Below are 24,666 nucleotides of genomic sequence, written 5' to 3'. Positions count from 1 at the left end.
CCCAGGCACTCCGACGACTCGTCGACTGACCTGGAAGGCCTCTCCATGCCCAGCTCCCGTGACCAGCACCCTTTCGGCGACACGACCCCCGGTCGGGGTCGCCGAGACCGCGGTGGACGTGGCCGCGGTCTCCTGGTGACGGTCCTCGTCGCGGTCATCGTGGCTCTGGTCGCAGTTACCGCGACCGTCCTGATCATGGCCCCGCGTGGACGCGAAGCCGTCGAGGCCTCCCCGGAGGTGTCGAGCAGCAGCGCTCCCGCCACCACTGACCCGTCCGCCGCCAGTCCGAGTCCGTCTGTCTCGCAGGTGACCGCTGACGGCTGTCTGGGCGGAGCTGTCGAGCTCAACCGGGCCATTGTCTCAGCCCAAGAGCAAGCCCCCCTGACGGCCGAAGGTGCTGCCGCGTTCACGGCCACCCTGCTCCGCTGGACCAGCGCCTCCCCGGCGCCGGCCTACAAGGCCGATACCGCCACCCAGGTCTTGGCTCAGGACGCGACGACTCTCGTGCAGGACTGGGTGGCTTCCCAGGCCCCAGCCAACGTGACTACCGCCGCCGACCTCAGCAGTGGACGGTTCTACATCGAGTCCTACTCGCCGACCCGTGCAGTGGTTTCCTACATCGCCGCTGCAACCGGAACGCAGGACGGTGTGGAGTTGGTCCCTGCCACGATCTCGGGCGCAGTGACACTTGTCGCGCAGAACGGAACCTGGCATCTCCAGAACCTGACGTCCGAACGAGACGTGAGCGACCTGCAGGCCGTGAGCTCGCCCTACACCGGAGGCTGCTAGAACCGTGATTCCCACCGTGACCGTCATCCCCGGCGCCGCTGAAGCTCTCTGCAACATCCCTCCCTTCAAGTTCTCGCCCGCGTGCCTCCTGGGCGCAGACAAGGCTGTGGGGGCGGCCGCGACGGCGATCGAGTTTGGCACCGATCCGCTGGGTTATATCGCCCAGCAGTTGCAGTTCGCTGCGGCGGGATTGGCGAAGTCGGTACTCGGTGGTTTGCAGGACATCACGCACCCTGACCTCGGTCAGGCATGGTTCACCGGTTCCTACGCGGTCTCCTTTGGCATGGCGATCTTCGTCATGGTCATCCTGCTCGCGGTGCAGCTGGTGCAGCTGGCCCGGCGGCAAGTTTCGGGCGACGAGGTCAGCTCGACCCTCAGCTTCTATATCCCGGCGTTCTTCTTCGGATCCTTGTTCGGGCCCATGCTGGGAACTCTGCTCGTCTCCCTCACCGGGGCGCTGAGCCAGTCACTGGTGGAATGGGGAATCAGCTCCAACGCCGCCGCGACCACGAACAACCTCGTGGGGGCCATCGCCGCCGGCAGCGCGATCTCCACCGCGTTCGGTGCCGTGACCGCGATCGTTCTCTACCTGTGCCTGATCTTGGCGCTGCTGCTGACCTTCCTGGTGCTGCTGGTCATCGTCGTCACCCTCTACCTCACCGGGGTGCTCATCCCGCTGTCCCTGGTGTGGCTGACCAGCCCCACCCAGCGCCGCCGCGGGATGCGACTGGTGTCAGTGTGGATGGGGCTGAACTTCTCCCACGTGCTGATCTTCCTCCTGCTCGGTTTCGCCTTCCGCATGGTGAACGGCCTGACGATCAACGCTCAGGGCGCCGGCCTTCAAGGGCTGGCCAATCTGGCGTTGGCGGCGATCACCCTGTTCGCGGTGACCCTGTCACCGTTCACCTTCATGAAGATCGGCAACGCGGTGTTGCCGAGCGACGGCCCCGATTCTGGCGGTCGCCCATCCGCGCCTTCGATGCCTTCGGGGGTGGGGCAGCTGGCGCAGCAGGCCGCTAGGGATTCTCAGACCGCCCAGGCATCGCGCTCGAACCCGTCGCCTCCCGAGAGCGCACCCAGCGCCGGGAACGGCGCGGGCAACTCGGCCGCGAGTGGAGGTAGTCCCGGGTCGGGTCCGTCGTTGACGGACCGGGTCAAGGCACGCCCAGGGGAATCCAGCGTTTCAGGGATCGAGGCCGGCGAGGGACCCTCGGTCGGCTCGGGGGCCAAGCCGGGTGGCGGCCGCCCACTCGGTGCTAAACCGGGTGGGACAGGAACGAGCGGGGCGGGAACGGCCACCGCCGCTCCCAAGGTCGCACCTGCGGGGGTCAGCGCTGGCGGCGGTGCGGGAGCAGCCGGGAGCGCGGGGGCTGCAGCAGAAGCTGGTACGGCGGTGGAAGCGACCGGCGCGGCGGCTTCGGCCACCGGCATCGGCGCCGTGGCAGGTGTTCCGTTGATGGCGGCGGGAGTGGCGTTCAGCGCAGCGAGCAACACGGTCAAGCACATCGGGGAACTGGCAGACACCGCAACCGACGTGGTCACGGACCAGATGAACTACGGCGACGACGACGGCCAGGGCGAACCCCGCCCGCAGCGGAAGGTGTGACCCCGTGCAGACACGCAACATCGGCGGTGAAGCAGGGCGCCGCGGGTTCTTCGGCGGCACCTCCAACAAGACCCGCTCCATCGCTCTGGTCATCGTCGCCGTCCTAGGCGCCTTCCTCACCGTCTACACCCAGGGCCCCGGCCTGCTCGCCACCCTGGCCGCGGCTGGGCTGGTGTGGGTCCTCACCCTGCGCACCCACCGCGGCTCGCTGTTCCTGCGTCTGACCAACGCACGGCGCTGGCGCGAGCGTCAGCGACTCGGCATCGTGTCCTTCTACCCCATCGCCCATCGCGCCTTGACCTGGGACCACAACCAGGACGGACGCAAGCTGTCTCGCCGTGAGCGACGTGAACTCGAACGCGCGGAGCGGCGCTACCGCGAAACCCCCGACGGCGTCGACGGTTTCCACTGGCTGCAGCGCGAGGACGGCCTGCCCGGCATCGCGTGGCACGTCCCGGCCGGAGAGGACGCCTGGCTGTCGGTGTGCTTCTCCGTCGACGGTCAGGTGCAGGGCATCGCCTCCGATGCGTTCCTGGACAACGCCATGCAGGCCTTCGGCGGAGTCCTGAACCGCTTCGGCAACGTCGCCACCCTGCCCAACCGCCTGCAGTCGCTGACCCGGGTGCTGCCGGTGGACTCGGCCCGACACGAGGCCTGGGTCTGGGAGCAGCTGGACCCAACCATCGCCGAGGACGACGCGGCCATGATGGATCTGGTCGCCTCCTACGACGAGGTGGTCCAGCTGGTGCGCTCCTTCGGGTTGATGCAGCGCCACTACGTCGTCATCCGCTGGCCCATCACTCCCGCCTTCGTCAAGGCCGCCTCCCGCCGCGGCCCGGCCCAGCAGGGGTGGCGGGCGTTGATGAACGCTGAGATCGCCACCGTCTCGGCGCAGTTGCGCCGGGTGCGGCCCGGCAACACCCCGCAGGAAGTCAGCACCCTCAGTGCCCGCCACCTCGCGGCAGTGCTGCGGCACATGCAGAACCCCTCCTGGCCCCTCGACGACCTCGACGACCTCGACGTCGACGCCCCCTGGGAACCCAGCGAGGACGTCCTCTCCGCGAACATCGTCACCGCATCCGGTCCCGACGGGACCGAGCAGCAGTGGTGGCATCGCACCGCCGAACTGCCCATCGACGCCTTCGAGACCGGCCCGCGCACCTCCCTGTGGGTGGCACCACTGCTGAGCCAGCTCGGCACCCCCATCGTGCGGACCCTGTCGCTGCAGGTCGAGGTCGTCCCTGCGGCCATCGCCCGCAGCGCGGCCCTGGCTGACCTGACCGCTGACCTCGCCGACCTGGCCGCGCAGCGGCGCAAGGGCAGCATCGACGACTCCGAACTCGCCGCCCGCAGCACCGCCGCCCGCGCCCGTCTGGCCGACCTGGCGGTCGGGACCGGGTACCACGGAGTCGGCTGGGCCGGGCACATCACCGTCTCCGGCCGCAACCGCGAAGACCTCACCGACGCAGTCGACACCGTCTCAGCCGCTGCCGGTGACGCGGGAATCTCCCGCCTGCAGTGGCTGGACGGACAGCAGGCCGCGGCCCAGGCCGCGACCTGGCCCCTGACCCGGGGCATGGCCCCTCTCTCGCGTTCCGGCGCGGCCCGCCTGCAGGACCTCCTCGCCGGTACCGGCAGCAAGGAAGCGATCTCATGAGCCCCCGTGGCGCGAAGTCCGACCTGGCCGAGGCCGGTCGCCCTCAGCCCGTCCGCACCGGCCGCAGCCGTGGCCGGGCCCGCCCTCAGGGCATCGACCTGGACGCCCCGGCCGAGGTCGAGGTTGCCTCCGGTGCCTACCGGCGTCGGATGGCCCGCTACCGCGATCAGATGGATCCGGGGGAGCGCGAGCAGTTCGCCGACACCCTCACCGTGGATCCTGACGCGGACTCCACGGTCGTGGTGGATGGGCGTGCTGCCGACCTGGCCGTGGCGGCTAACGCCCGCCGACGCGAGCTCCCTGCCTACCCCGGCTCAGTCCCCACCCAGCCCCCCGCCCAGCCCCCCGCCCAGCCCGCAGCCAAGTCCGGGGTCCGCCTCATGGCCCGCCGCACTGACCCCGAGAGTAAGCAGGAGGCCGAGCGGAAGGCTCGGCAGCAGGCCAAGCAGGATCGCCCCTCACGCCGCCAGCGGCGCAAGGAGGCAGCGGAGAACCGCCGCGAGCACCGCAACTTCGGACGTGAGCGCCGCCGCAACGGTGATGGCGCATCCGGTGAGGTCAGCGGGCAGCTCGACGGTTTGGCCATCCTGGGGGGCACCGGTCAGGACGAGTTCGTGGCGCCCCGCAGCGCGGGCGCCGGCCAAGACGTCAGCACAGACATCGGCGCTGAGCTGAGCCCGCAGGAGGTCCTGGCCGAGCAGAAGCTGTCGGCCCGTGCCCTGCGCCGCCGCGACAAGGCAGACCGTAAGGCTGCCGCTCAGGCAGGACTCGCCGTCTCCGGCCCCGGCGTCCAGGTCCTCCCAGCTCCGCGCGGCTACCAGGTCCGCACCTCCCAGAGTCGAGCCCGACGCGGCGGCTACGCGCCGCTGGCCGCTCCAGCGTTGAGCTCGACCCGCCAGGCCCAGATCCTGAACACCGCGATCGTCGCCGCCCCCACCGGGGTGGAGGGCATCATCATCGGCCGCGACAAGCTGTCCAACACCCTGGTCAGCCATGACCCGTTCACCGCCTACGAGAACGGGCAGATCGGCAGCCCCAACGTGGTGACCCTCGGGTCGATCTCCGCGGGAAAGTCCTCCCTGCTCAAGACCGTCTACGTTCTGCGACCGCTGATCATGAAGCAGCGACGTGTGGTGGTCATGGACAAGAAGGACCGCGGCGGGGAAGGGGAGTACGCCGAGACCGGCCGCACCTTCGGCACTGAACCCCTGCGATTCGTCGTCGGGGAGGGCGGTGTCCGGCTGAACATCCTCGACCCGATGGTCTTGGCTGGGGCCGGCGTCGACGGCCAAGCGCGTCTGCTGGCCGCGATCGCCGAGCTGGCCAACAACAACCAGCCGCTGGATCCCCGGAAGGAACTTCCGGCGCTGGAGGCGGCGCATCTTGCGGCGCTCCGTCACGCCGAGCTGGAAGGCCGGGCTCCCTACCTGGAGGACCTCCTGCCGCAGCTGGGCCGAGTCGACCACCCGGACTTCGTCGACTACTCCGTGCAGATGAAGGAGAAGATGCACGAGGCCGGGATGGGTGTGCGGGCGCTGCTGCAGCGGCTGCTGTCTTCGCAGCTGGCAGGGCTGTTCAACGGCCCGACCTCCCCGGGGGTGAGCCTGTCGGACCGCCTCACGGTCTTCGACATCTCCCAGCTCCCCGAGGACGGACCAGCGGTCAGCATGGTCACCGCGGTCTCGAACGCCTGGCTGATGGGGACGCTGCGCAACCGCCGCGGCCTGCTCACCAACTACGTCGCCGAGGAAGGCTGGCACCTGGTCGGAGGCCCCGGCGGGCGAGTCTTCCGGCAGAACTCCAAACTCGCCCGCGGTCTGGGCCTGTCCAACATCGCCGCCATCCACCACCTGGCCGACGTGCCCACCGACGACGACGCCATCGCCATGATCAAAGAGGCACAGACGGTGCACCTGTACCGCCAGGACCGCGAAGACGACATCGCGGCCTGCCTGACCACGTTCTCCCTGGACGCCGGCGCGGCCTACACCCTGGCCAACCTCGAGACCGGGCACCACCTGCTGAAGATCGGCAACCGGCCCGAGATCCACGTGCAGCACGTCCGTTCCGCCCTGGAACGTCAGCTCACCAACACCGACGACGCCATGGTCACATCCGGGAAGGGTCGTGGGCTGTGATGACGGGCGGGAGCACTCCACTGCAGGGACGCACCGACGCCAAGCCGGGCGTCTTCACCCGCACCGAGAAGGCGAACCTGGCCATCGGGGCGTTCATCGTCTGGATGCTGGCCACCTGGCACCCCGCCATCGCCCTCACTGCCTCCGGTGTGGGTTTCGGTGACGTTCAGGCGACGCTCAACGCGTTGTTCCACCTGCACCCCATCGCGGCCCTGCCCGGTACTCCACCGAGCCTGGTCCTGGTGCTCGTGGTGTGGTTGGGCGGCAACGCACTCTGCTTCGCGGCCTACCTCCTGGTGCTGAGCCGACTGGCGGGGCGCAGGGCCAAAAAGCTGCAACTGAAGGGTTTCGCCAACTCAGCTGTGGTGCGAGGCAACATGGGCGAGGCACGAGCTCGCGAACGCGCCAAACAGGCCCGGCCCGGTCTAAGCGATCAGGAACGAGCCAGCGTTGACGTTACGCAGATCGGCTTCCGCCTGGGCGACGTTCAGGGCCAGGAGGTCATCCTGGGCCTGGAGGACTTCGTCGCGGTCGTGGCTCCCACCGGCGCCGGCAAGTCACGGGACCTGATGATCCCCGCGGCGTTGGATGCGCCCGGGGCGCTCATCGTCACCTCCACCCGCACCGACATCCTCGACGTCGTCGCCACCAAACGCGCCCGCATGGGTCGGGTGTGGGTCTTCGACCCGCTCGGGCGCACCGGGTGGCCCGAACCCATGGTCTGGAACCCCGTCGCCGGATGCGCTGATGCGCGGGTTGCCACCAGTCGGGCCCTGGCCTTCGCCACCGGCCTGGGCGCCGACGACGGATCCACCACCAATTCTGGGTTCTTCCGCGCCAACTCCGCTGCGGTGCTGCGCTACCTCCTGCACGCGGCCGACCTGGACGGGCGCCCGATGAGTGACGTCATCGAGTGGGCGGTCAACCTCACCAACGGCGCTGAGGTTCCGCAGGAGATCATCCGCGAGTCGACCTCCCCGCAGGCCGAGCCAGCGTGGCCGGGGATGCTCGCCTCGCTCGCCACCGGTGCGGAGGAGACGGTGTCCTCCACCCGGATGACCCTGCAGCAGTCAATCGACGTCCTCGCCACCCGCGACGTCGCCCGCTGGGTGACTCCGGCCGAGGGGGTTGCGGAGTTCGACTCCACCGCGTTCGTGAACTCCACCGACACGCTGTTCCTCATCGCCGACGACAGCGCCTCCTCCAACGTGGCTCCGTTGTGCTCGATGCTGCTGCAGGACATCGTGGACACCGTGAAGCGGGAAGCGGTCCGTCGACCCGGTTCGCGCATCGACCCCCCAATCCGCCTGGTGGGGGACGAGATCGCCAACGTGGCGCCGGTTCCGAAGTTTCCCTCGATGGCCACCGACACCCGCGGGTACGGGATGCAGTTGATGGCTGCGTTGCAGTCATTCACTCAGGCCCGCATCCGCTGGAGCGCGGATGGGGCATCCACCCTGCTGGGCAACATGGCCGCGGAGATCCTGCTCCCCGGACACAAGGACCCCGAAACCCTAGAGCGCTACTCCACTCTCGTCGGGGACGTGCGGGTCGCGGAATGGGCCAGCACCTACGACCCGATCACCGGGCGCGAGACCAGCGGCAGTTCCCAGCTCAGTGACCGCCGGGCCTTGCGCCCGGAAGAGGCACGGATGATGAAGGATCGTCAAGGACTGCTCATCTACGGGGCGGCCGAGCCAGTCATCATCACGATGCGTCCGTGGTTCGAGCGGCCCGACGGTGCGCGCCTGGAGCGCGAACGCCAGGCGACCGAGGCCCGTCGTATCGCCGCGGCGACAGCGGAGGTTCTGCTGTCCATCGACCCCGCGGGTAGCGCGCGGAAGACTCTCCCGTGAGCGGGCAGGACCTGGCTGCTCAGGTCGAGGAACTGCGGGAACAGGTCGAACAGCTGGACGCACTCCTCAAAGCCGCTGCGCGAGGGCTGGGGCAGGACAACGATGCCCTGGGCGAGGGTCTGCTCCAGCTGGCTGAACGAGTCGAGCAGTTGGGCGGATCCCAACCCGCGGGCGCCGCCGGGCAGGAAACCGCCACCGCTGACGGGGAAGGTTCTAAACCCGAACCTGAGGACGACGCGGAGAAGTCGCAGAAGACTCCGCCGCCGCAGGCGTGGGTCGACTGCGCTACCGCCGAGGAGTGGCGGAAACTGGCCACCTGGGTGGACTGGCTCCACACCACCTACGACCTGCGCGCCAACTCCGGGGTGCCTGCCTGCTGGCCGGCTCACCCGGGCGTGGTTGAGGAACTGGCCGCCCTGCACGCCGCGTGGCGCCAGGCTGCGGATGAGGCCAGGCCGGTGGAGAAGGACATCGACGGCGCGAAGACCCGCGGCCCGCAGGCCGACACGTCGGCGTTGATCTACTTCCACGACCGCTGGCTGCACCCGCTGCTCACACGTGTGATGGCGCTGTACCGGATCGGGGACTGCCGCCAGGGTCACCAGGCCTCGGGCAAAGGTTCCGCCGGGGGAAGCAAGGGTGCGGTCACGAATCCCGAACTCCTGCAGGTCGCCATCGACCTCCGTGCGCGTGTCCGCGCGCCGCACACCCCAGCCTCGGCGAAGCGGGCCGCCGCGAGGGGAGTCGCAGCGCAGCGAGGCTCAGCGCAGCCGGTCGACGTCGAGCAGGTTGACGATCTGGACTCCGAGCCACCGTTCGACCCTGAGTTCGACCCACCGTTCGATCCCGACACAGGGGAGATGCTCGACTGAGCATGTGACCGCTGCCGGACCCCCGCAGGCCACGCGCATCGCTTAGCGACGAACCCTTGCGCGGGTGAGCGGACGAGCTCCCTGGCGATGCGGCCAGTGGCGTGTCCACCACGGTGACGGGGTCTGCGGGTCATAGGGCTGGACCTCTAGGCCGCGCACGTCGGTGACGAACTCCCCTTCGTCGTCCAGGTAGGCCAGAAGGCGTTCGGGTGGGGCCAACACGGTCCACACGGAGGCGTGCGTGCCGGGGGCCTGGCGGGAGCTGGCGAAGTAGGTGGCTTGGTCGATCCTCCACGTCCAGGCCAGGCCGTCGCGGTTCGCCTCGGTGGCACCCCGGTAGAGCCGGACCGGCCAACGGGGCCTGCGGGCCAGCGAGAAGTCGTGGGTGTAGTCGACGGCCTGGAACAGCTCACGCCAGGTCTGAACCGGAACGGGGTCACCGTCGATGCGGTACCGCCAGGTGCTCGGCACCGGGTAGTTCAAGGTCGCGGGGGCGAGTCGTCCGGCGGCGTGCAGCTCCGCGAGCCGGCCCGGCTTGTACTTGTAGTCGAGCTTGCCCATCTCGCCGATCAGATCGAGCTGTTCGGTGTCGTGAGGGGGGAGCTGGATGCCCCAGTGCTGTGCCATCTCCAGGATGATCTTGCGACGTTCAGGGCTCAACCGCGGCGGGACGTGCTCGCTCACGAGCGCACACCAGTGGTGATCGGCGTGCTCATCGGCGCGGACCTCGCGCCGGTCCCTGGCCGGGCTGCTGGTGGTGTTCGTGTTCCTCGGCCTGGGCGCGTTCGGCGGCGTGCACGTTGTCGGGGGTGATCGGAGTCGACGACTTCACGTCGGCAGGCGAGGACCCTCCGGTGCGGGCGGGGGTACGTCCCCCGGTGAGGTGTGCCAGGCGGTTGCTGACGCTGTTGGCCTTCAGCGCCTCCCAGCGTGCTTGGAGGTCCTCTGCGTTCTCCTGCGCACCCGTGACGAGGTGCTCGGCTGCCTCCAGGCGCTGCTCGACGCGCTCGACGTTGGGCGCCGGGGGCGCATCGGCGATCAGCTGTTCCATGACGGCCTGCGGCAGCTGCACCCGCGAGGCGAGCAACCGTTCCAGGTCGGCGGGCGTGGGGGCTTCGGCGGGGGTCTGCCCCACGACGTCCTGCAGCTCGTCGTCGTCGATGTCCGTGCCGTCTGCGCCGTCCGGGGTGACGTCGGCAACGTCTGGGCTGTCGATCCCGGCTACGGCGGGGTCGGCGGCCTCCTCCTCCAGGGCTTCGCGGTAGGACCGGGCTTCGAGGTAGTCCGAGGGGTCTTCGCGGTCCTCGCTGAGGTAACGACGGTAGGCGGCCTGTTCACGTTCGCGGGCTTCTTCGAGCGTGGGAACGGGGAACTCGTCCTCGAACTCAGCGTCGAGATCGTCGTCGAGCTCAGGGTCGAGTGCGGCGTCCGTTACGGCGCGGTCGCGGAGCGGTTCCACCTGGGCGTAGTGGGTCTCCAGCGTGGTGTCGTAGCCGACGCTCCACTGCTCGGTGTCGGTGGTGAAGGTGTAGCGGCTCATCGTGACCTCCGGGGTAGGGGTGTCTTCGTCCTCGATGGCGGTGCTGGTGGTGGTGGCTGACGTGGGCGATGGGGCGGGGGAGAGGGTCGGCGAAGAGGCAAACAGGTCACGCCAGTTCGACGTCACCTCGACGGCCACCGGGGCTGCCGAGGTGGTGGCCGACGGCTCAGGTGCGGGAGCCGCGACGGTGACGGGGGTGAGCTGACGGCGCAGGGAGGTGACCTGTGGCCGCAGCTGCTCCGCGACCAGTTCGCGACGCGAGGGCGTGCTGTCAGGGCGTCGAGGGCCGTCTTCCGGCGGTAGTGCCTGCTGGCGGATCCGTGCCTGCTGCTCGACCTGCCCACCCTGCTCGGGCTGCTCACCATCGGGCAGAGGCAGGACGGTCGGGGTGGTGGGGATGCGGTGCTGGCGGCGCCACAGCTCAACCTGGCCGGCGAGGGAGGTCCAGCGTTCACGCTGGGGGTCGTCGACGTCGGGGAGGGGACCGAGGTCGGAGGCCCACTGCGGCTGCTCGGTGGCGACTTCTTCCCCGACCTGGTGCAGGCGGGTGATGAGGAAGGTGCGGCGTTCCAGCAGGTGCTCGCGCCAGGCAGCGGGGGTGTGGGGGTCGGTGACGGCCCGGGAGGGGGCGAGCCATTCCGGCAGGGCGTCGGGTGCCGGGGGCGGGGGCGTGGCGGGGGCCAGGCGGTCGCGCAGACGAAGCTCGCCGGCGATGCGGTCGTGCAGGATCTCGACGCGGGCGACCCGCTCGGCGGTGGTTCCCAGACGCGCCCGGGTCGGCGTCTGAGTCGGCGTCGAGGTGTCCGCGGCGTCGGCGGCCGTGGAGGACTCGGGGGAGGGACTGCCCGCCGCTTCGGCAGTCGCCACGGCGGCGCGCTGGATGCTCTCGGTGGAGTGCTCGGCCGGGGTCATGGCCTTGCGCAGGGCGCGCTCGTCCTGCAACCGGCGCAGTTCTTCGTAGGCCGCACGGGCCTGCTCGCTATCGGCTGCGTGGGTGGCTCGGCGGGCGGTGGTCCGCGCGGTGGCGATGGCCTCGTGCAGCTGGGCGGAGTCCAGGCCGCCGTGGGCTCGCTCGATCCAGGCGGGGTGCTCGACGTCGTCCACGGTGATCGGTGCCGGGGTGGCGGTGGCGGTGGCGGTGCCGACCCGGCGGGCGTCGCGGATCTGTTCGGCACGGGCCTGGCGCAGATCGGCGGTCGCGGTGGCTTCAAGGCGGTGCAGCTGCTGCGCGGTCAGCGTGCCGAGGGGGCGGGCCGCTGCGGCTTCGGCCAAGGCTGCGGTGGGGTCGGCGAGCAGTGCGTCGGGGTCGATGCCGGCGTCCTCGCGGGCGGTGGTGATTTCCTCCAGCACCCGGTCCAGGCGCCAAGACATCACTGCGGCGTCGTCGTCGGCGTCGGTCCACTCGCGCATGGTGTCCGCGGCGCGCAGCAGGGTGGGTAGGTCCACTCCGGCGCGTTCGCCGTCGCGCAGGGAGCGGGCCATGCCGGGCCAGCCGTCGGCGGCGAGGAAGCGTTCGGCGCCTGCGCCGAGGACCTCGCGCACGACGTGCTGCAGGCGCTGGGCGTCGGCGCGTTCGGCGACGTCGGCGTGGACGTCGACGAGGTGCTCGAGGTCGATGGTCCGGTCCTGCTCGGCGCGGATCGCTTCATGCGCGGAGACGGACTGGGTGGTGCGGGCGGCGATAGCGTCGAGCACGTCGTGCATCGACTTGCCGGGTTCGGTGGTGACGAAGAGCTGGTTGCGGTCCCGGCCGCGGGTGAGGGCGACGTAGGCGGCTTCGCGGCTGGTGGTCTCGTTGACCAGGGCGTGGGCGGTGTCGACGGTGGCGCCCTGGGCGCGGTGCACGGTGGCGGCGTAGCCGAGCTCCACCGACCGTGCGACGTAGTCGGCGGAGAGGGTGACCCGGCCGCGGTGGGTGCGGTGCAGGAGGTCCAGGCCGCCGTCGGCGCGGATCGCTTCGACGGTCCAGGTGTCGCCGTTCTTGACGAAGTCCATGCCGTCGTGGACGCGGGTGGTGCGGTCGTTGGCGCGGGTGACCACGACGTCGCCGGGGCAGGCGTGCAGGCCGTCACGCAGGGGAACCCGCACAGCGGGATCGACGGTGCCGGAGGCGACGGCGAAGGCTTGGGCGCGGGTGTTCAGCTCCGCGACGGTGGTGTTGTCGGGGGCGAGCATGAGGGAGGTCTTGCCGGCGAGGGTGTCGCGCTGCCAGGCGGCGAACACCGCATCGGCCATGACGTCGCTGTCTCCGCCGGTGACGCGGCCGGCGTCGGTGTACCAGCCGAACGCGGCGGCGCCCGGGGCGGCGGCGGGGTCGGTGTTCCGGGCGCTGGTGAGCTGGAAGGAGCCGTCGCGCAGCTGCAGGGAGGCGGCGGCCTCGGCGGGGTCAGCGAAGCGCCAGACGGTCTCCAGCTCTACCGCCCCGACCTCGCTGGCCAGCAGGCGCAGGACCCCACCGGATTCGACGGCGGCCAGCTGGGCGGGGTCACCGATGAGGCGGACGTGGGCTCCGGCGGCGTCGGCTTGGGCGACGACGTCGGCCAGGCGCAGGCTGCCGGCCATCCCGGCTTCGTCGACGACGATGACGTCCCCGGCGCGTAGCTGCAGGTCCTCGCTCAGGACGACGGCGGTGCCGGTCTCTGCGGCTCGGGCGATGGCGCGGGCACGCTGGCCCAGCCAGGAGTGCAGGGTGTGCGCGGGGGTGCCGAGCTCGCTGCTCATCACCTGTGCGGCTCGCGCGGAAGGGGCCAGGCCGATGACCCGTCCACCCTGCGCCTGCACCGCTTCGGTGAGCAGGGACAGCGAGGTGGTCTTGCCGGTTCCGGCGGGTCCGATACCGGCGACGACCAGGCGCGAGGAGGTCGCGAACTCGCGGGCCAGAGCAAGCTGCCCAGCGTCCAGTCGGGCGGTGGAGGCCTGCAGGACGGTGTCGAAGGTTTCGGGGGAGACGGCGGGGATGACCTCGGTCCGCGCGGCGGAGAGCACCCGGTCCTCGGCGGCCAGGACGGCGCTGGAGGTGAACAAGTCCGAGGCGCGCTGGGTGTAGATGGAGCGCCCGTCACTGGCCCGGGTGAGGGGGGCGAAGTCGGCGTGCGGTTCGGTGCCGGTGATGGCCACCGACTCCACGCCGGCGGCGCGGTCGGTGATGGCGCGCACGAGCTCCTCGGGCACGTGGCGGCCGCGGGCGTAACGGGTGCTCCAGCGCCGGGCTTCGGCCTCGAGGTGGTGTCGTCCCCACACCGAGCGGTGCTCAGCGACGGTGGTGGTGATCTCTGCTGCGACCTGGTCGATGTCCACACCACCGTCAACCCCAGCACTGACACCTGAGGTCAGGTCGAGGGTGTCGGGACCGCCCGTGGTGAGGGTGCTGTCGCGGCTGCGCTGGGCCGCGCGCTGGGCGCTGGCGAGGACGTCCGCGACGGCGTCGGCGCCCACGATTTCGGCGGCGGCCTCGCGCCAGGTCGCGCGCAGCTGGGGTAGGGATCGTGCAGTGGCTTTGGTGGGGCGGGTCTCCAGGGTGGCCTGCTGAGCGAGGTGGATGAGGGTGCGCTCGTCAGGCTCCTTGCCGTGAGCCTGGCGATGTTCTTCGACGAGCTGGCGGGTGCGGTCCTTGACGTCGAGGGACCGGGAGGACCACAGGGTGGTGAGGCGGTCGTCGACACCGGCGATCTCAGCGACGGGACGCTTGCCGGGGGTGACTTCGCGGTCTTCGACGGTGAGGCCGAGGCGGGTGCTGACTTCTTCCAGCACAGCGGAGTTGTAGTGCTCGGAGGCTGCGACGGAGAGTCGGTAGAGCAGGCGGCCGTCGATGGTGCGCCACTTCTCACCCTCCCCGTCACGGCTGCGGACCTTGTTGGCGATGACGACGTGATCGTGCAGCTGGGGGTCCCCAGCGCGGGAGTCGTGGTGGCGAAAGCGGGTAGCAACCAGACCACCCAGGGTGTCGACCTGGGCAACGCCGTTGTACCCGGTGCGGGTGGCGGTGGCCTCGCGTTCGATCCACCCCAGGGTGCGGTCGATGGCGGCCTCGTGGGCGGCTTCGACGGCCCGGCGGGTGTCCTCATCGCCCAGGGCCCACAGGGTGGAGACGGACTTGGCGGGGGCGAACTGCAGGTCGTAGCCGGCGACGGCCTGGCGCGCGGGCTTGGACTTGCTGCTGATGAAGCGAGCCAGCTCCTCCTTTGTCCCCGCGTCGCGTCCGTAGTCGCGGCGGAAGGCGATCGCGGCCACACGAGTGCGGATGAGGCGGTGCTCTTCGGGGTCGGGGGAGCGGTGGTTCTCGCGCTCGAACCGCTCGACCTCGGCGGTGGTCTGCTCGGCCAGTGAGGGGCCCTCGGGCATCTTGAACTGCATGTAGCGCCGCCCCAGTTGCGCGGCTCGACGAGCAGCCTGGGGGGAGACTCCCTCGGCGATTTTCTCGGCGATGATCCTGTCGGCGTCGGGGTGCAGTCCCTCACCGTAGAGGGCCTTCATCTGCGCTTCGGTGACCTCACCGTCCATGCCCAGCGCGCCGATGCCCGAGCCGGTCCAGACCCCGGGTGGGTTGCCCTGGGCGAGGTAGTAGTCGCCCAGCTCCTGGCCCGCTTCGCGGCGCACATCGGCGCTGACGGTCTCGGAGATGTAGTAGGTGTACCCGTCGCCCGCGGAGAGCTTGGCGACGGTCATCACAGGGGTGACTCTAGCTGACAGATTCATAATGCAAGAGGTGTGACCTGATGAGGGTCCGTCGACGAAGGAGACGCGGCTGTCCAGGGGAGCGTTAGCGACGGTGGTCAGCCGGTGCGGCTGTCTGCGTGCTGTTGCGCAGACAGCCTGTTGTGATGGTGCGACCGGAGGGAGCTCCGCTTGGCGGCCTGGGTGAGGTCCTGGGCGTAGCTCGCGGCCTTGTGGTGAGGAGCGCTGGCGACGAGCTCGAGGTGGTGAGCAAGCTCAGGTGCCGAGGACAGGCAGAGCACGGCGTCGGGTCGAGACGCCGGCGAGAGGTACGCGTTCGTGTCGTTCGCGGGTCTTGGTGGGGGAGGTTCGGACGCGGCTAAGAAGCTGTGCCCGGTCGGCGGCAACGGTCGGTGCGGTGATGCGGTCAGGTGCGCTGCCGGCGGGGTGCAGGTGGGCGGTGTGGGTCCCGTCGTGCCTCGGGTGGGCGGGAGGAGCCTGGGGTTAGCTCCTGCCGTCCACGTGGGTGCGAGGGGCCGCGGTGCTGCAGCGCGATGACGTAGGAAGACGCGGAGTGACGTCGGAGCGGTCTAGTGTGAGGGCCGGTTACGTGGCGATGGAGTGGTCTCGCTGCGGTAGGCGTTAGGTCGCCCGAGGGGTCGTGGGGGAGTGGCGTGGGGGTTCGCCCCGCGGCGTCGCGAGCGGTGCTGAGGAGGCGGCAGCCGGTAGGCTGGCCGCAAGATCCAGCAGCACCGATGACGAGGAGTAGCTGTGGCCGCGCGAACGTCCAGCCGTCAGATCGCCGCCCGTGAGCAGGCCCGTGAACGTGCCGCCGCCTACGCCGCGCGTGAGCGCGAGCTGGTGGAGTTGGCCGAGGAGTTCTTCGTTGCCGACGGTGAGGCCGGCGACATCGTGGAGGCGGCGGAGGCGCGCATCGCCTCGATCCGGCAGCAGGCAGATCGTGACGTCGCAGAGACTCGGACGAAGGCTGCCGAGGTGGCGGAGCGGATGCTCGCCACCGGCACCCCTGCCCCCCAGGTCGCGGACCGGCTGGGGATGACCGTTGCTGAGTTGCGGCGGGTGCGCAGTGCGGCGAGCAAGAGTGTGGACGAGTCCGGCGCGGGTGATGGTGTCGACGACGGCGCGGCGGTCGACGCCAGCGGCTCGGGCGTCGAGGACGTCGTGGTCACGCCGTCGCCTGCGGCTGTGGATGTGACCGACACAGCTGTGAAGACAACTAAGTCGCGGGTGGGTGCGCTCGTCGGGTGACCCGGCAACGTGCGTAGTGCGTAAGGATGAGGCCTCTACCGCTGAGCGGTGGAGGCCTCATCCGTACGTCGTCCTGTGGGCGTTGGAGCTCCTGCTCCGCGAACCCAGTGGTATGTGTACCGGCTACCGAATTGTCGACAACCTCGCGCTCATGGCGATCTGCGCGCGCTCCAGGAACCGCACTCAGTCAAGAGACGTCACACCGCCATGGCAGCCACCGCCGCGCAGGTCGAGGTTCTCTGATGGAACCATCGCCTCAACCAGCACCTCGATGGGTACTGATCCTCGTCGTGCTCGCCGTGGCCGCAGTCGTGGCCGTCCTCAAGATGCCACCCTGGTCCTTCCTCACCCGTGAGGACCTGGCCTCCTGCGGCGAAGTCAACCGCGACATGACGGGAGAAGTCCCCGGGGACGGCACTGCCTGCCTTGCGGCGGCGGAGACCAGCGGCACCGGCGCGGAGCTGAAGGTGACCGACTACACCGTCGAGGGCGACCCGATCTTCACGTACTACCGCGTGGTGCCTGAGCGCAGCGGCATGGAGGTCTTCATCGACAGCCGCGACGGCTACGGGAAGAAGGGGTGGACGCACCTCAGCTGTCCCCAGGCCCATGCTGTGCCCGACGTGGGAACGTGTGAGGAGGCGTGATGAGCGGGGTCTCACGCGGTGGGCAGCTCGGGCACGTCCCCCCACGCAGCGCGCGCGACGTCACGGTCATCTCGCGGACGGTGCGCGGTTCCGGCCGCTGGCGACATCGCGGTCATACCGACGAGCGCGTGACCGCTGACCGCCATCAGACCTTGCACCAGGGCGTCAGGGAGCTCAGTCCACCGCCGCTTCTGTCGACCGACTCAAACGGCTGAGCTTCTTGACCTGGGCCTGAGTGACCAGCAGGAGAGCTACCGGCAGCACCAAGCCGGCCAGCCACCACGGCGAGCTCCTCACCGCGGCGAGGACCATCAGGGCTCCCCAGACTGCGCAGAGGCCGATGAGATAGGGCCGCAAGGAGCACAACAGTCGAAGGTGAACCCTCACCTCACGCCCGTTCTGCTCACGCCGTCTGACAGTGATGACGACGACGACAGCGGCGGCCACGAACGCTCCTGCCCATCCGGTTACCGTCTGCCAGATGCTGCCTTCAGCCAGCCCCCAGATGCCTAGGGCGAGAAGGAGCACCTCAGCAGCCAGAAGCACGCCGGGCCAGGCCGCGCGGTGAACAGTGGCATCAGGTGGCTCCCCCTTGGACATGCAGACAGCCTCTCCCGGATCGTCCTCCTCCGCAGGCAGCCAAAAGGGCGGGTGGAGCATCCGCAGGACCACACGGTCATCCCGCGGTAAGCGCGGTCTCGGACCGCCGGCGACGACCTCACATGCCGATGACCAAGCGACCCTTCGAGCACCCCGTGCGCCGTGCAACCTCATGGGCAGCTACGGCGTATCAGCTGGTGAAGAAGGGAGGGACCGCGCACCAACAGCCCACTGAAGTGGCCTTCGACGATCTCGCCGCATCAGCCCTGCCTCAGGTCACGGACCCCGGGCCTACGCCTGCTGCCAGAACTGAAACCACAGCGACGACGTCGTCCAAGACACCATGGAACGTCTCTACACCGCCCGGCCAACGCATCCAGAAACGCAGCCACTGCCCCGCCGACGTCCCAGCAGAACCAGTCACCGACCGCCGGTTACCGACCACGCTGACGAGGAGCGCCGTCCATGCTCAACCCAGCAGGACCCACGCCCGGGGCACGCTTCACCAGACATGCCCTGAACGCCGCCACGCTCACCGCCGTCGCCCTCCTCAGCACCGCCTGCGCTTCCCAGGACGCCGGCGCACTCCGCAACGACACCACCCCGGCCTCACCATCGAGCGCCACGACGGCTGCGGCGCAGGCCAGCGCCTCAGCCCGTGCGGAGGTGGCGGGCCAGTGCCCAGCGGTCACCGACGTCCCCGCCCCCATCAGCGTCGATGAAGGTCAGCGACTCTCCGAAGGACTCACCTTGGAGCAGGACACGCAACGCGCCCAGGACGAGCAGCAGGCCTCGGTCCTGGACGCGTGGTTGCGCTGCGCCTACCCCGACGCCTACGCGCAACTGCGCATCGCCTACGAACCGCAGTTCCACGTCGTCGCCGCCCTCACCAAAGCCGCCGGTCCCGACCCCCTCGCCAGCGCACCGGCGGGGGTGCTCGCTGGACGGGTCGAGGTGGAGACCACCCCGTTCTCCGAGCTGCAGATGCGGGTGCTCTACGGACGTGTCGACGCCGCGCTGCAGAGCTGCGATCTGGGCGCGACCTCCGCCGTGATCGAGGTGGGCGTCATCCGCCTCGGTGCCGGTGAGGCCAGCCGGGGAGAGCCAGGTGTCGAAGCGGTGCAGGAGTGCCTCGACGCCGTCGAGCTGGGCACCGAACCAGGTCGAGCCCAGGTGGAGGTCACCAACGAGACGGACATCCCCACCTGAACACCACCATCGAAGCAGGCTCCACCAGCTTGGCACTGCCCTCCTGATCGACGCTGAAGCAACGTCACTGACCAGCTATCGAGCTTTGCGGTCATACCGCGCTGCTGAACGACCTCAACGGGAGTCGCCGGCCGCGGGGAGATGAACGACCAACATCGCCCCAGCTGAGACCACGACAGCGACGATCAGCCAGGGCCAAGCGCCCCAGAGCCCGCTACCCCCATCAGTGGCATCGGCCAACTCGATGTTCTTCACCAACCACCACCCCGCAGCCACCACGACGACGGCCCACGGGAACAGCGCCAGCAGGGAGTGGCGCCGCTGCCTCACCATCAGCAGCACCGAGATCGCTACCGCAGCCAGGGCAACGGCGATCGGCACCAGGGCGGTCGCGATCTCCCACAGAACCATCAGGGCAGCATGTCGAACTGACTCGCCCGATGAGCCAGCATCGGGACTTTCAACCCGGCTGATCACCAGCACTTCACGGTCATCCCGGCGATCCGGTGCAACCCGTCACCGCCACCGCGAAGTCAGCCGCCGATCTCGAGTGCCACCTCGACACCAGCAGCACTCAACACCGCCGGACCCGCCGCGACCTCTGCGGGCAGGTCGACCTGCCACCCGATGGCGTAGCTCTCATCGCGACCAGCCGCATCAGCCTCGCCCAACGTCCACGACCTACCGCCCTGCTCCAGGACCAGGTCCACGTCCTGCATCGGGCTCTCGGGGCTTTCCTGCGGCCCAGCGCACCCTGCACCGGCCGCGTGGGTGTCGTTGCAGCCGTCGTGGAACCACTGCCCGGCGACCTGCAGACGCTCACCCTTAGCTACCGCAACCGGTGCGGGGCTCTCCTCACTTGTCGGCAGAGCCGCCTGCGGGTCAGAGCCGATCGCCAGCTGCGGGCCCACGCAGCTGGCCGCGGCCGGTGTCGCCGGCAGCATGCCCAGCGCTGCGCAGACGAAGGCCAGCACCCCGGCGGCCGCGAAGAGCTGACGTGCTCGCATGCGGCGTAGGACGCCGGCAGCGGTCACTCCGTTCCCCAGCCGAGAAGAAACCTGCGTGGACGTGGCCGCACGTCACGGTCATCCCGCGGTGCGCGCTGCCGCGGCCGGCCGGCGACTTCACTCATCTGCCGAACTGCGCGTGATCGCAAAGCTGCTCAGGACGCCGCAGGCGCCTCGCTCGGCGAGGCACCCGTGCTGACGGTGAGATCGACCTGGACCGTCCCAGCCACCGATGTGCCCGCCGAGCCATTCCAGTGCGCCGGGGCCGTCCACCGGTACAAGCCAACCCCAGCCTGGGCGAAGTCGACGTACCACCCGGTGAAGCTGCCGAAATCCCCTCCACCTTGGGTGTCCACCGCATAGACCGCTTGATCGGTGACCAACACCCGACCCTGCCCCTCAGCAGCGTCGATACCCTGACGATCCATCCGAGACTCCAACGCGAAACTCCCGTTCAGGTCCCCGCCGTCACCCTGCAGCAGGCTCATCTCCGAGACGACGCAAGAGGTGACCTCCGTCAGCGGACCACCAGCGGCACCATCGGGTGAGCCTTGGGAGTAGTCCAGCAACACCGTCGGAGCCCATGCAGGCGCCCCATCGTCAGCCGTCACCGTGACGCGGGCACTGACCTGTCCCACCACCGCCTTGGAGCACGCTGACGAAGCCGCTGGCTCAGACTGCGCAGGGCTCCCTGAACAGCCTGTTGCGGTGGGGACCAGCAGGACGCTCATCACAGCAATCGCCCATCGCGAACGCGCTGCTTTCGCGTGCATGACTGGTCCCTCCTCCGATCGTGACCTCACCCCTGAGATGGCTCACCCTCCTCCAGGGTTCCCTCAGACCCCCTATCGGTCCAGAGCGACTGACGGCCTGAGCTAGACGCACGGTCATCCCGCTGGTCAGGAGGCCGTCAGTCGCGCGGTCCCATCGCTCTGCGCAACGTCACCCAGGCACTCGACTCCCTGCACGTGATGATCTTGCAGAGAAGTTGATCAACGGATCGAGTTGAGCGCCGCAGAACCCGATGCTGAAGGCATCCCGCAGCCTGGTCCTTCACACCCCACCCCGTTCAGGAGCCGCACGTGTTCAACGGCTCGACCCTGATCCGTCGTCTCATCGGCGGGTTCATGGTCCTCACCGCCCCCCTGGCGCTGCCCGTGCTGTTCTTCCAGGCCGACCTGTTCGGCATCGAAAGCGACTTCTGCGTCTACCAGGGCATCAGTCCACGCGTCCCCCTGCAGCAGCGCGTGCTCGAACGCGGCGTCGACGTCCGTCAGCACTGGGAGTGGTGGCCCATGGGAGTGCGCTGCGACTGGTTCCTGCGCGACGGCCGCTTCGTCACCACCACCGCCGCCACCTGGCACCGCGATGCTCTCGCCGCCGGCGCCATTGGCTGCGGACTGCTGGGCTTGATGCTGGTGGTGGCACCTCGGATCAAGATCAGTTCTGACGTCTAACGGCGAGGATCGCGCCGGTTCGCTCGGTCATCCCGCGCTCAGGGCGCTTCTGCTGGTCTGTCGATGCGGCGCGGCGTCCGCAGCAGAGCAGGGTCTAGAGCAGTCGTGGCGCCCAGCACCTCAACGCCCAGCAGACGACCAGCAGCGCGGAAGTCGAGAATCACCTCGTACTCTTTCGACCCGGTGTCCACGATGACCTGCTCAAGCGCCAGGTCGGTGCACTCACCTCGTAGGTCGATGTTCGCCGCATCCACCTCTGCGTCCCATGTGCCGTCCATGGGCCCACCTTCGCGCGCTGCGCACGATGTCGCGGTCTTGCCGCCGACGGCGTCAGGTTTCGGCACCTCTTGGTGACCGGATCTTGTTGGCTACCGTGCAGTGATGGCAGAGGAAGCGCAGCAACCGGTGACCTTGACCTTCAAGGCCGACTTCGGCGCTGACCCACTGTGGCGACAAAGCGCAGAAGGCCAGAAGGGCATGGTCAGACTCGACCGGTTGCCCCTGTCCGAAGACCTCAAGGACGACGTACGGGCATGGGCACGTCGTCACGACGAGCTGATGGACCCGCCGAACCCTGTCCGCGGCACCGACACAGAGTTGGACGCTTGGGTCGTTACGGGCAGAGCCTTAGTCACTCGGCTACGCGCCGAGCTAGGGCCCGGCTTCGACGTGATCGACGGTTACCAGAGCTAGACGGGGCTCACGTTGCGCCTCGTCCACCTGCTCGGTCATCCCGCGGATGGTGCGCGGTCCCGGCCGCCGGCGACGTCGCGGTCTTGGACCCCTTCTGTGTCAACAGCGGCGTCAGGCAGGGGTCTTGCGGCGTCGAGCAGCAGTGATGAGGATGGCTTCGGCGGGTCCGGGAAGTGACTTCTCCGAAGAACCGGCACCGGGGTCCGAGCCGGTCGCGCTGGAGCCAGCAGACGCCCCCGCTTGTCCTCCCGGGCCCGTCACCAGCACCTGCTGCTGAACGTCTCCCTCGACCAAGACGGCAGGTGCTGCATCGGCTTCGACCAGGGTCGCGACGGCTGCAGCGTCAGCGACCATCTGGCGATAGATCACGTCGGACAGACGCCGCTTCAAGCACCGGATCGCCTCCAAAGGCGACTTCCCTGCCGCCAACTTCCGCCGGTAGTAGGCCCGCCCCGCAGTGTCATGACGAATCTGCACGATCGCAGCGATGTGCAACACCCGATTGATCCGACGGTTGCCCAACCGCGACAGCCGCTGCCGGCTATTGTCCCCACTGGACGCATCGATGGGGGCAGTCCCGTTCCAGGACGCGAAATGAGCCTTGGTCGGGAACCGGGCGATGTCGCCGACGTCGCCCAACAACCGCGCCGCCCCCGACGGGCCGATCCCATTGAGCTCCAGCAACCGTGACCCGGTCGCGGTGATCAGCTCGCTCAACTGCTTCTTCGCCGCCTTGATCTTGGCATCGATGACCGCCAGGTCAGCGATCTTCTCCGCCGCCAACGCCCGCCTCGTCTTGCCGACGACGTCACGCGGCTTGACCGTAGCCAGCAGCTTCTTGGCCTGCGCCGCAGTCAGGAACGTCTTCGCCCCACCGGGCAGCAGTTCCAGCAGGAGTTTGTGGATGCGGTTGACCGTCTGGGTCCGCAGCATCCCGAGCTCGTCGCGGCGATCCACCAGCAGGCGAAGTGCCATGTTCTCCCCATCAGCCTGGACCCGCCGCAGGGTCGACGTCCTCACCGCGGCCAAGGCGATGGAGTGGGCATCGGTCGCGTCGGTCTTACGACCGTTGCCGGTGGAAAACACCCGCACCCGCGCCGACAACGTCGCTGGCACGTCCAGCACCTGCTCACCATCGGCCAGTAGGCGCTGAGCCAGGTGTTTGCCGATGCCGCCGGCCCCTTCGACCGCCCACGTCCGCTGCGGCCATGCTCGGCCGGCGGTGAGCATGTCTCGGTAGCCGGAGGTGTCGGTGGCGAAGCGCCCACCGGCCAGGACCTGCTCGCCGGGGCCGAGCACCTCGATCGTTGCCGAACGCTTGTGCGGATCCATCCCGATGATGACGTTCATCGTGGCGTCCACCTCGTTCCCCACCTCGAGCCTGCGGCCAGACCAGACGGTCCGGCCGTCACTGCTGGCGAGGATGGGCAGTACTACTTCGAGTGCAACAGTCCCTTCTTGAGCCACACCCCGCCGGGCGGTGCCCGACGCTCCGCATGCCAAGAGGGAGCCACACCGGTGAAGCTGGTGGGCAGTCGAATTGAGAGCGTCACGTCGGGCACCTCGGCACAGCCTGGCCGGGCCGTTGCCGTGGGTCCAGTGAACAAGTAGTCGAAGGGCGGATGATGGCTAACAACTGTTGAGCCTGACCGAGGCCCTCGTAAGGAGGACGACGATGGAGAAGAAGACCAACGTGTCTCGCACGCTCAGCTACTCCAAGCTCGGGGAGCCCGCGCCTTGGCCAGCTCGAGAAGACCTCACCCCAACCTCAGAGGATGAGGCGCCCTCCGACGACGACTGAGTAGGAGACCGAGTCTCACTGCGTCCCTGCGCGAATCGCTCGGTTATGCCGCGGCGCGAGACGCACGGTCATCCTGCGATCAGGCGCGGCGTCTGAGGTGTCGCTAGAGGCTGCGGGAGCTCCTCAAGGACCCGATGGTGCTGACCTTTTCGTCCAGCACAGGGCAACTCCACACCGCCTCAGCGCCGTGTGCGCGCGCAGCCAGCGGATGCCGGTCGGGGTGGTGCGGGCAGGCCGGCCACGACGCCGGACGGTTCAGCTTCCACAACGCCTCCACCGCCCACTGCTGTACCTGGTCGGCCAGCGCGAGCACCTGCGCGGGGAACGGCTGACCCGTCTGCACCCACACCCCCGTCCCGGTGCCGTCGGGGCTGTGCAGCCAGCAACTGGCAGCACCAGGCTCGTCCTGCCACTCGGTGTCGTCCACGATGGGTACGACTCCATCGGGTACCTGCAGGTCAGCCAAGAGCGGCGTCAGCGCTGCGTCCAGCTCAGGGTTCATGCGATCAGCATGCCGACCCCGTCGTTGAGCGCAGGCGCCGACTTCACGATCATCCCGCAGGCCGAGACTTCACCCTGCACTCATCTCGATGAGGTCACCTGCTGCGTCCACGCGCAGGTTCAGACGGTCAGGGCGAAAGTCCAGGGTCATGTCCGACCACGGGCGCAGGACGCGTGCCGGACGGCCCTCAGCTTCAGCCTTCTCGATGGCAGCCGTCAGCGACAGGCCGATGAAGTCGGCCAACCACGTGTTGTCGAAGTGGTCCCACGCGTTCTCAGTGGCTGGCTCGTCCATGCGATCACTGTCTCAGCGTGCTCGTTCAACGCACGGTCATCCCGCGTTGTGCGCAGTCGCCCCGGGGTCGGTGACG

Annotated in this window: 21 protein-coding genes; 11 read left to right on the top strand and 10 right to left on the bottom strand. The window is 69.2% G+C overall.

Annotated features, from left to right (window positions below; translation table 11 throughout):
- Positions 1 to 135: 135 nt before the first annotated feature.
- From SJY07_RS25660 to SJY07_RS25635, 6 genes are read left to right on the top strand one after another with little or no spacing between them, the layout of a single operon-like run.
- On the top strand, positions 136 to 789 hold the full coding sequence (locus SJY07_RS25660) for a hypothetical protein (protein ID WP_380162763.1): 654 nt from the start codon (positions 136 to 138) through the stop codon (positions 787 to 789).
- 16 nt (positions 790 to 805) lie between these two features.
- A complete protein-coding gene (locus SJY07_RS25655) occupies positions 806 to 2,395 on the top strand; it encodes a hypothetical protein (RefSeq protein ID WP_380162761.1) in 1,590 nt (529 codons plus the stop codon).
- Between the two features lie 4 nt (positions 2,396 to 2,399).
- Positions 2,400 to 4,052: a hypothetical protein gene (locus SJY07_RS25650; RefSeq protein WP_380162759.1), complete on the top strand. Its 1,653-nt coding sequence runs from the start codon at positions 2,400 to 2,402 to the stop codon at positions 4,050 to 4,052.
- Positions 4,049 to 6,190: a hypothetical protein gene (locus tag SJY07_RS25645; protein ID WP_380162757.1), complete on the top strand. Its 2,142-nt coding sequence runs from the start codon at positions 4,049 to 4,051 to the stop codon at positions 6,188 to 6,190. The genes SJY07_RS25650 and SJY07_RS25645 overlap by 4 nt, the downstream gene beginning before the upstream one ends.
- Positions 6,190 to 8,046 carry a type IV secretory system conjugative DNA transfer family protein gene (locus SJY07_RS25640; RefSeq protein WP_380162755.1) on the top strand — a complete coding sequence of 619 codons (1,857 nt, stop codon included), beginning with the start codon at positions 6,190 to 6,192 and terminating at the stop codon, positions 8,044 to 8,046. Before SJY07_RS25645 ends, SJY07_RS25640 begins: the two co-directional genes overlap by 1 nt.
- On the top strand, positions 8,043 to 8,918 hold the full coding sequence (locus SJY07_RS25635) for a hypothetical protein (RefSeq protein WP_380162753.1): 876 nt from the start codon (positions 8,043 to 8,045) through the stop codon (positions 8,916 to 8,918). The genes SJY07_RS25640 and SJY07_RS25635 overlap by 4 nt, the downstream gene beginning before the upstream one ends.
- Before the next feature lie 42 nt (positions 8,919 to 8,960).
- On the opposite strand, the gene SJY07_RS25630 is transcribed toward SJY07_RS25635, so the two are convergent.
- Positions 8,961 to 9,602, bottom strand: a complete 642-nt coding sequence (locus tag SJY07_RS25630) for a hypothetical protein (RefSeq protein WP_380162751.1) — start codon at positions 9,600 to 9,602, stop codon at positions 8,961 to 8,963.
- 28 nt (positions 9,603 to 9,630) lie between these two features.
- Positions 9,631 to 15,123: a MobF family relaxase gene (mobF, locus tag SJY07_RS25625; RefSeq protein ID WP_380162833.1), complete on the bottom strand. Its 5,493-nt coding sequence runs from the start codon at positions 15,121 to 15,123 to the stop codon at positions 9,631 to 9,633.
- A 759-nt stretch (positions 15,124 to 15,882) separates the two neighbouring features.
- Between mobF and SJY07_RS25620 the strand changes: the two genes are divergently transcribed.
- Both SJY07_RS25620 and SJY07_RS25615 read left to right on the top strand, forming a co-directional pair.
- On the top strand, positions 15,883 to 16,380 hold the full coding sequence (locus SJY07_RS25620) for a hypothetical protein (RefSeq protein WP_380162749.1): 498 nt from the start codon (positions 15,883 to 15,885) through the stop codon (positions 16,378 to 16,380).
- A 299-nt stretch (positions 16,381 to 16,679) separates the two neighbouring features.
- Positions 16,680 to 17,027 carry a hypothetical protein gene (locus SJY07_RS25615; protein WP_380162747.1) on the top strand — a complete coding sequence of 116 codons (348 nt, stop codon included), beginning with the start codon at positions 16,680 to 16,682 and terminating at the stop codon, positions 17,025 to 17,027.
- Between the two features lie 174 nt (positions 17,028 to 17,201).
- On the opposite strand, the gene SJY07_RS25610 is transcribed toward SJY07_RS25615, so the two are convergent.
- Positions 17,202 to 17,627, bottom strand: a complete 426-nt coding sequence (locus SJY07_RS25610) for a hypothetical protein (protein WP_380162745.1) — start codon at positions 17,625 to 17,627, stop codon at positions 17,202 to 17,204.
- 465 nt (positions 17,628 to 18,092) lie between these two features.
- Between SJY07_RS25610 and SJY07_RS25605 the strand changes: the two genes are divergently transcribed.
- Positions 18,093 to 18,836: a hypothetical protein gene (locus SJY07_RS25605; protein WP_380162743.1), complete on the top strand. Its 744-nt coding sequence runs from the start codon at positions 18,093 to 18,095 to the stop codon at positions 18,834 to 18,836.
- A gap of 114 nt (positions 18,837 to 18,950) precedes the next feature.
- Here SJY07_RS25605 and SJY07_RS25600 read toward each other — a convergent pair whose 3' ends face one another.
- From SJY07_RS25600 to SJY07_RS25590, 3 genes are all read right to left on the bottom strand, one after another.
- Positions 18,951 to 19,247 carry a hypothetical protein gene (locus SJY07_RS25600; protein WP_380162741.1) on the bottom strand — a complete coding sequence of 99 codons (297 nt, stop codon included), beginning with the start codon at positions 19,245 to 19,247 and terminating at the stop codon, positions 18,951 to 18,953.
- A 122-nt stretch (positions 19,248 to 19,369) separates the two neighbouring features.
- On the bottom strand, positions 19,370 to 19,843 hold the full coding sequence (locus SJY07_RS25595) for a hypothetical protein (RefSeq protein ID WP_380162739.1): 474 nt from the start codon (positions 19,841 to 19,843) through the stop codon (positions 19,370 to 19,372).
- Between the two features lie 155 nt (positions 19,844 to 19,998).
- Positions 19,999 to 20,415 carry a hypothetical protein gene (locus SJY07_RS25590; protein ID WP_380162737.1) on the bottom strand — a complete coding sequence of 139 codons (417 nt, stop codon included), beginning with the start codon at positions 20,413 to 20,415 and terminating at the stop codon, positions 19,999 to 20,001.
- Positions 20,416 to 20,925: 510 nt separating this feature from the next.
- Between SJY07_RS25590 and SJY07_RS25585 the strand changes: the two genes are divergently transcribed.
- Positions 20,926 to 21,300 (top strand): hypothetical protein, encoded by a 375-nt coding sequence (locus SJY07_RS25585; protein ID WP_380162735.1) that lies wholly within the window; start codon positions 20,926 to 20,928, stop codon positions 21,298 to 21,300.
- A gap of 38 nt (positions 21,301 to 21,338) precedes the next feature.
- On the opposite strand, the gene SJY07_RS25580 is transcribed toward SJY07_RS25585, so the two are convergent.
- Positions 21,339 to 21,578, bottom strand: coding sequence for a hypothetical protein (locus SJY07_RS25580; RefSeq protein WP_380162733.1), 240 nt, complete (start codon positions 21,576 to 21,578; stop codon positions 21,339 to 21,341).
- 103 nt (positions 21,579 to 21,681) lie between these two features.
- On the opposite strand from SJY07_RS25580, the gene SJY07_RS25575 reads away from it, so the two are divergent.
- The gene (locus tag SJY07_RS25575) at positions 21,682 to 21,993 is read left to right on the top strand and encodes a hypothetical protein (RefSeq protein WP_380162731.1); all 312 of its coding nucleotides are present in this window, start codon (positions 21,682 to 21,684) and stop codon (positions 21,991 to 21,993) included.
- Between the two features lie 111 nt (positions 21,994 to 22,104).
- Here SJY07_RS25575 and SJY07_RS25570 read toward each other — a convergent pair whose 3' ends face one another.
- The 3 genes from SJY07_RS25570 to SJY07_RS25560 all read right to left on the bottom strand — a co-directional run bounded on the left by SJY07_RS25570 (position 22,105) and on the right by SJY07_RS25560 (position 24,590).
- Positions 22,105 to 23,343 (bottom strand): IS110 family transposase, encoded by a 1,239-nt coding sequence (locus SJY07_RS25570; RefSeq protein WP_380162729.1) that lies wholly within the window; start codon positions 23,341 to 23,343, stop codon positions 22,105 to 22,107.
- 554 nt (positions 23,344 to 23,897) lie between these two features.
- Positions 23,898 to 24,296 carry a hypothetical protein gene (locus tag SJY07_RS25565; protein ID WP_380162727.1) on the bottom strand — a complete coding sequence of 133 codons (399 nt, stop codon included), beginning with the start codon at positions 24,294 to 24,296 and terminating at the stop codon, positions 23,898 to 23,900.
- Between the two features lie 69 nt (positions 24,297 to 24,365).
- A complete protein-coding gene (locus tag SJY07_RS25560; protein WP_380162725.1) occupies positions 24,366 to 24,590 on the bottom strand; it encodes an I78 family peptidase inhibitor in 225 nt (74 codons plus the stop codon).
- Between the last annotated feature and the right edge of the window lie 76 nt (positions 24,591 to 24,666).

The sequence above is a fragment of the Kineococcus sp. R86509 genome, from assembly GCF_042466365.1.
Lineage (GTDB): Bacteria > Actinomycetota > Actinomycetes > Actinomycetales > Kineococcaceae > Kineococcus.
The sequence above is the reverse complement of the archived record's forward strand: the minus strand, read 5'-3'. Positions and strand labels throughout refer to the sequence as shown.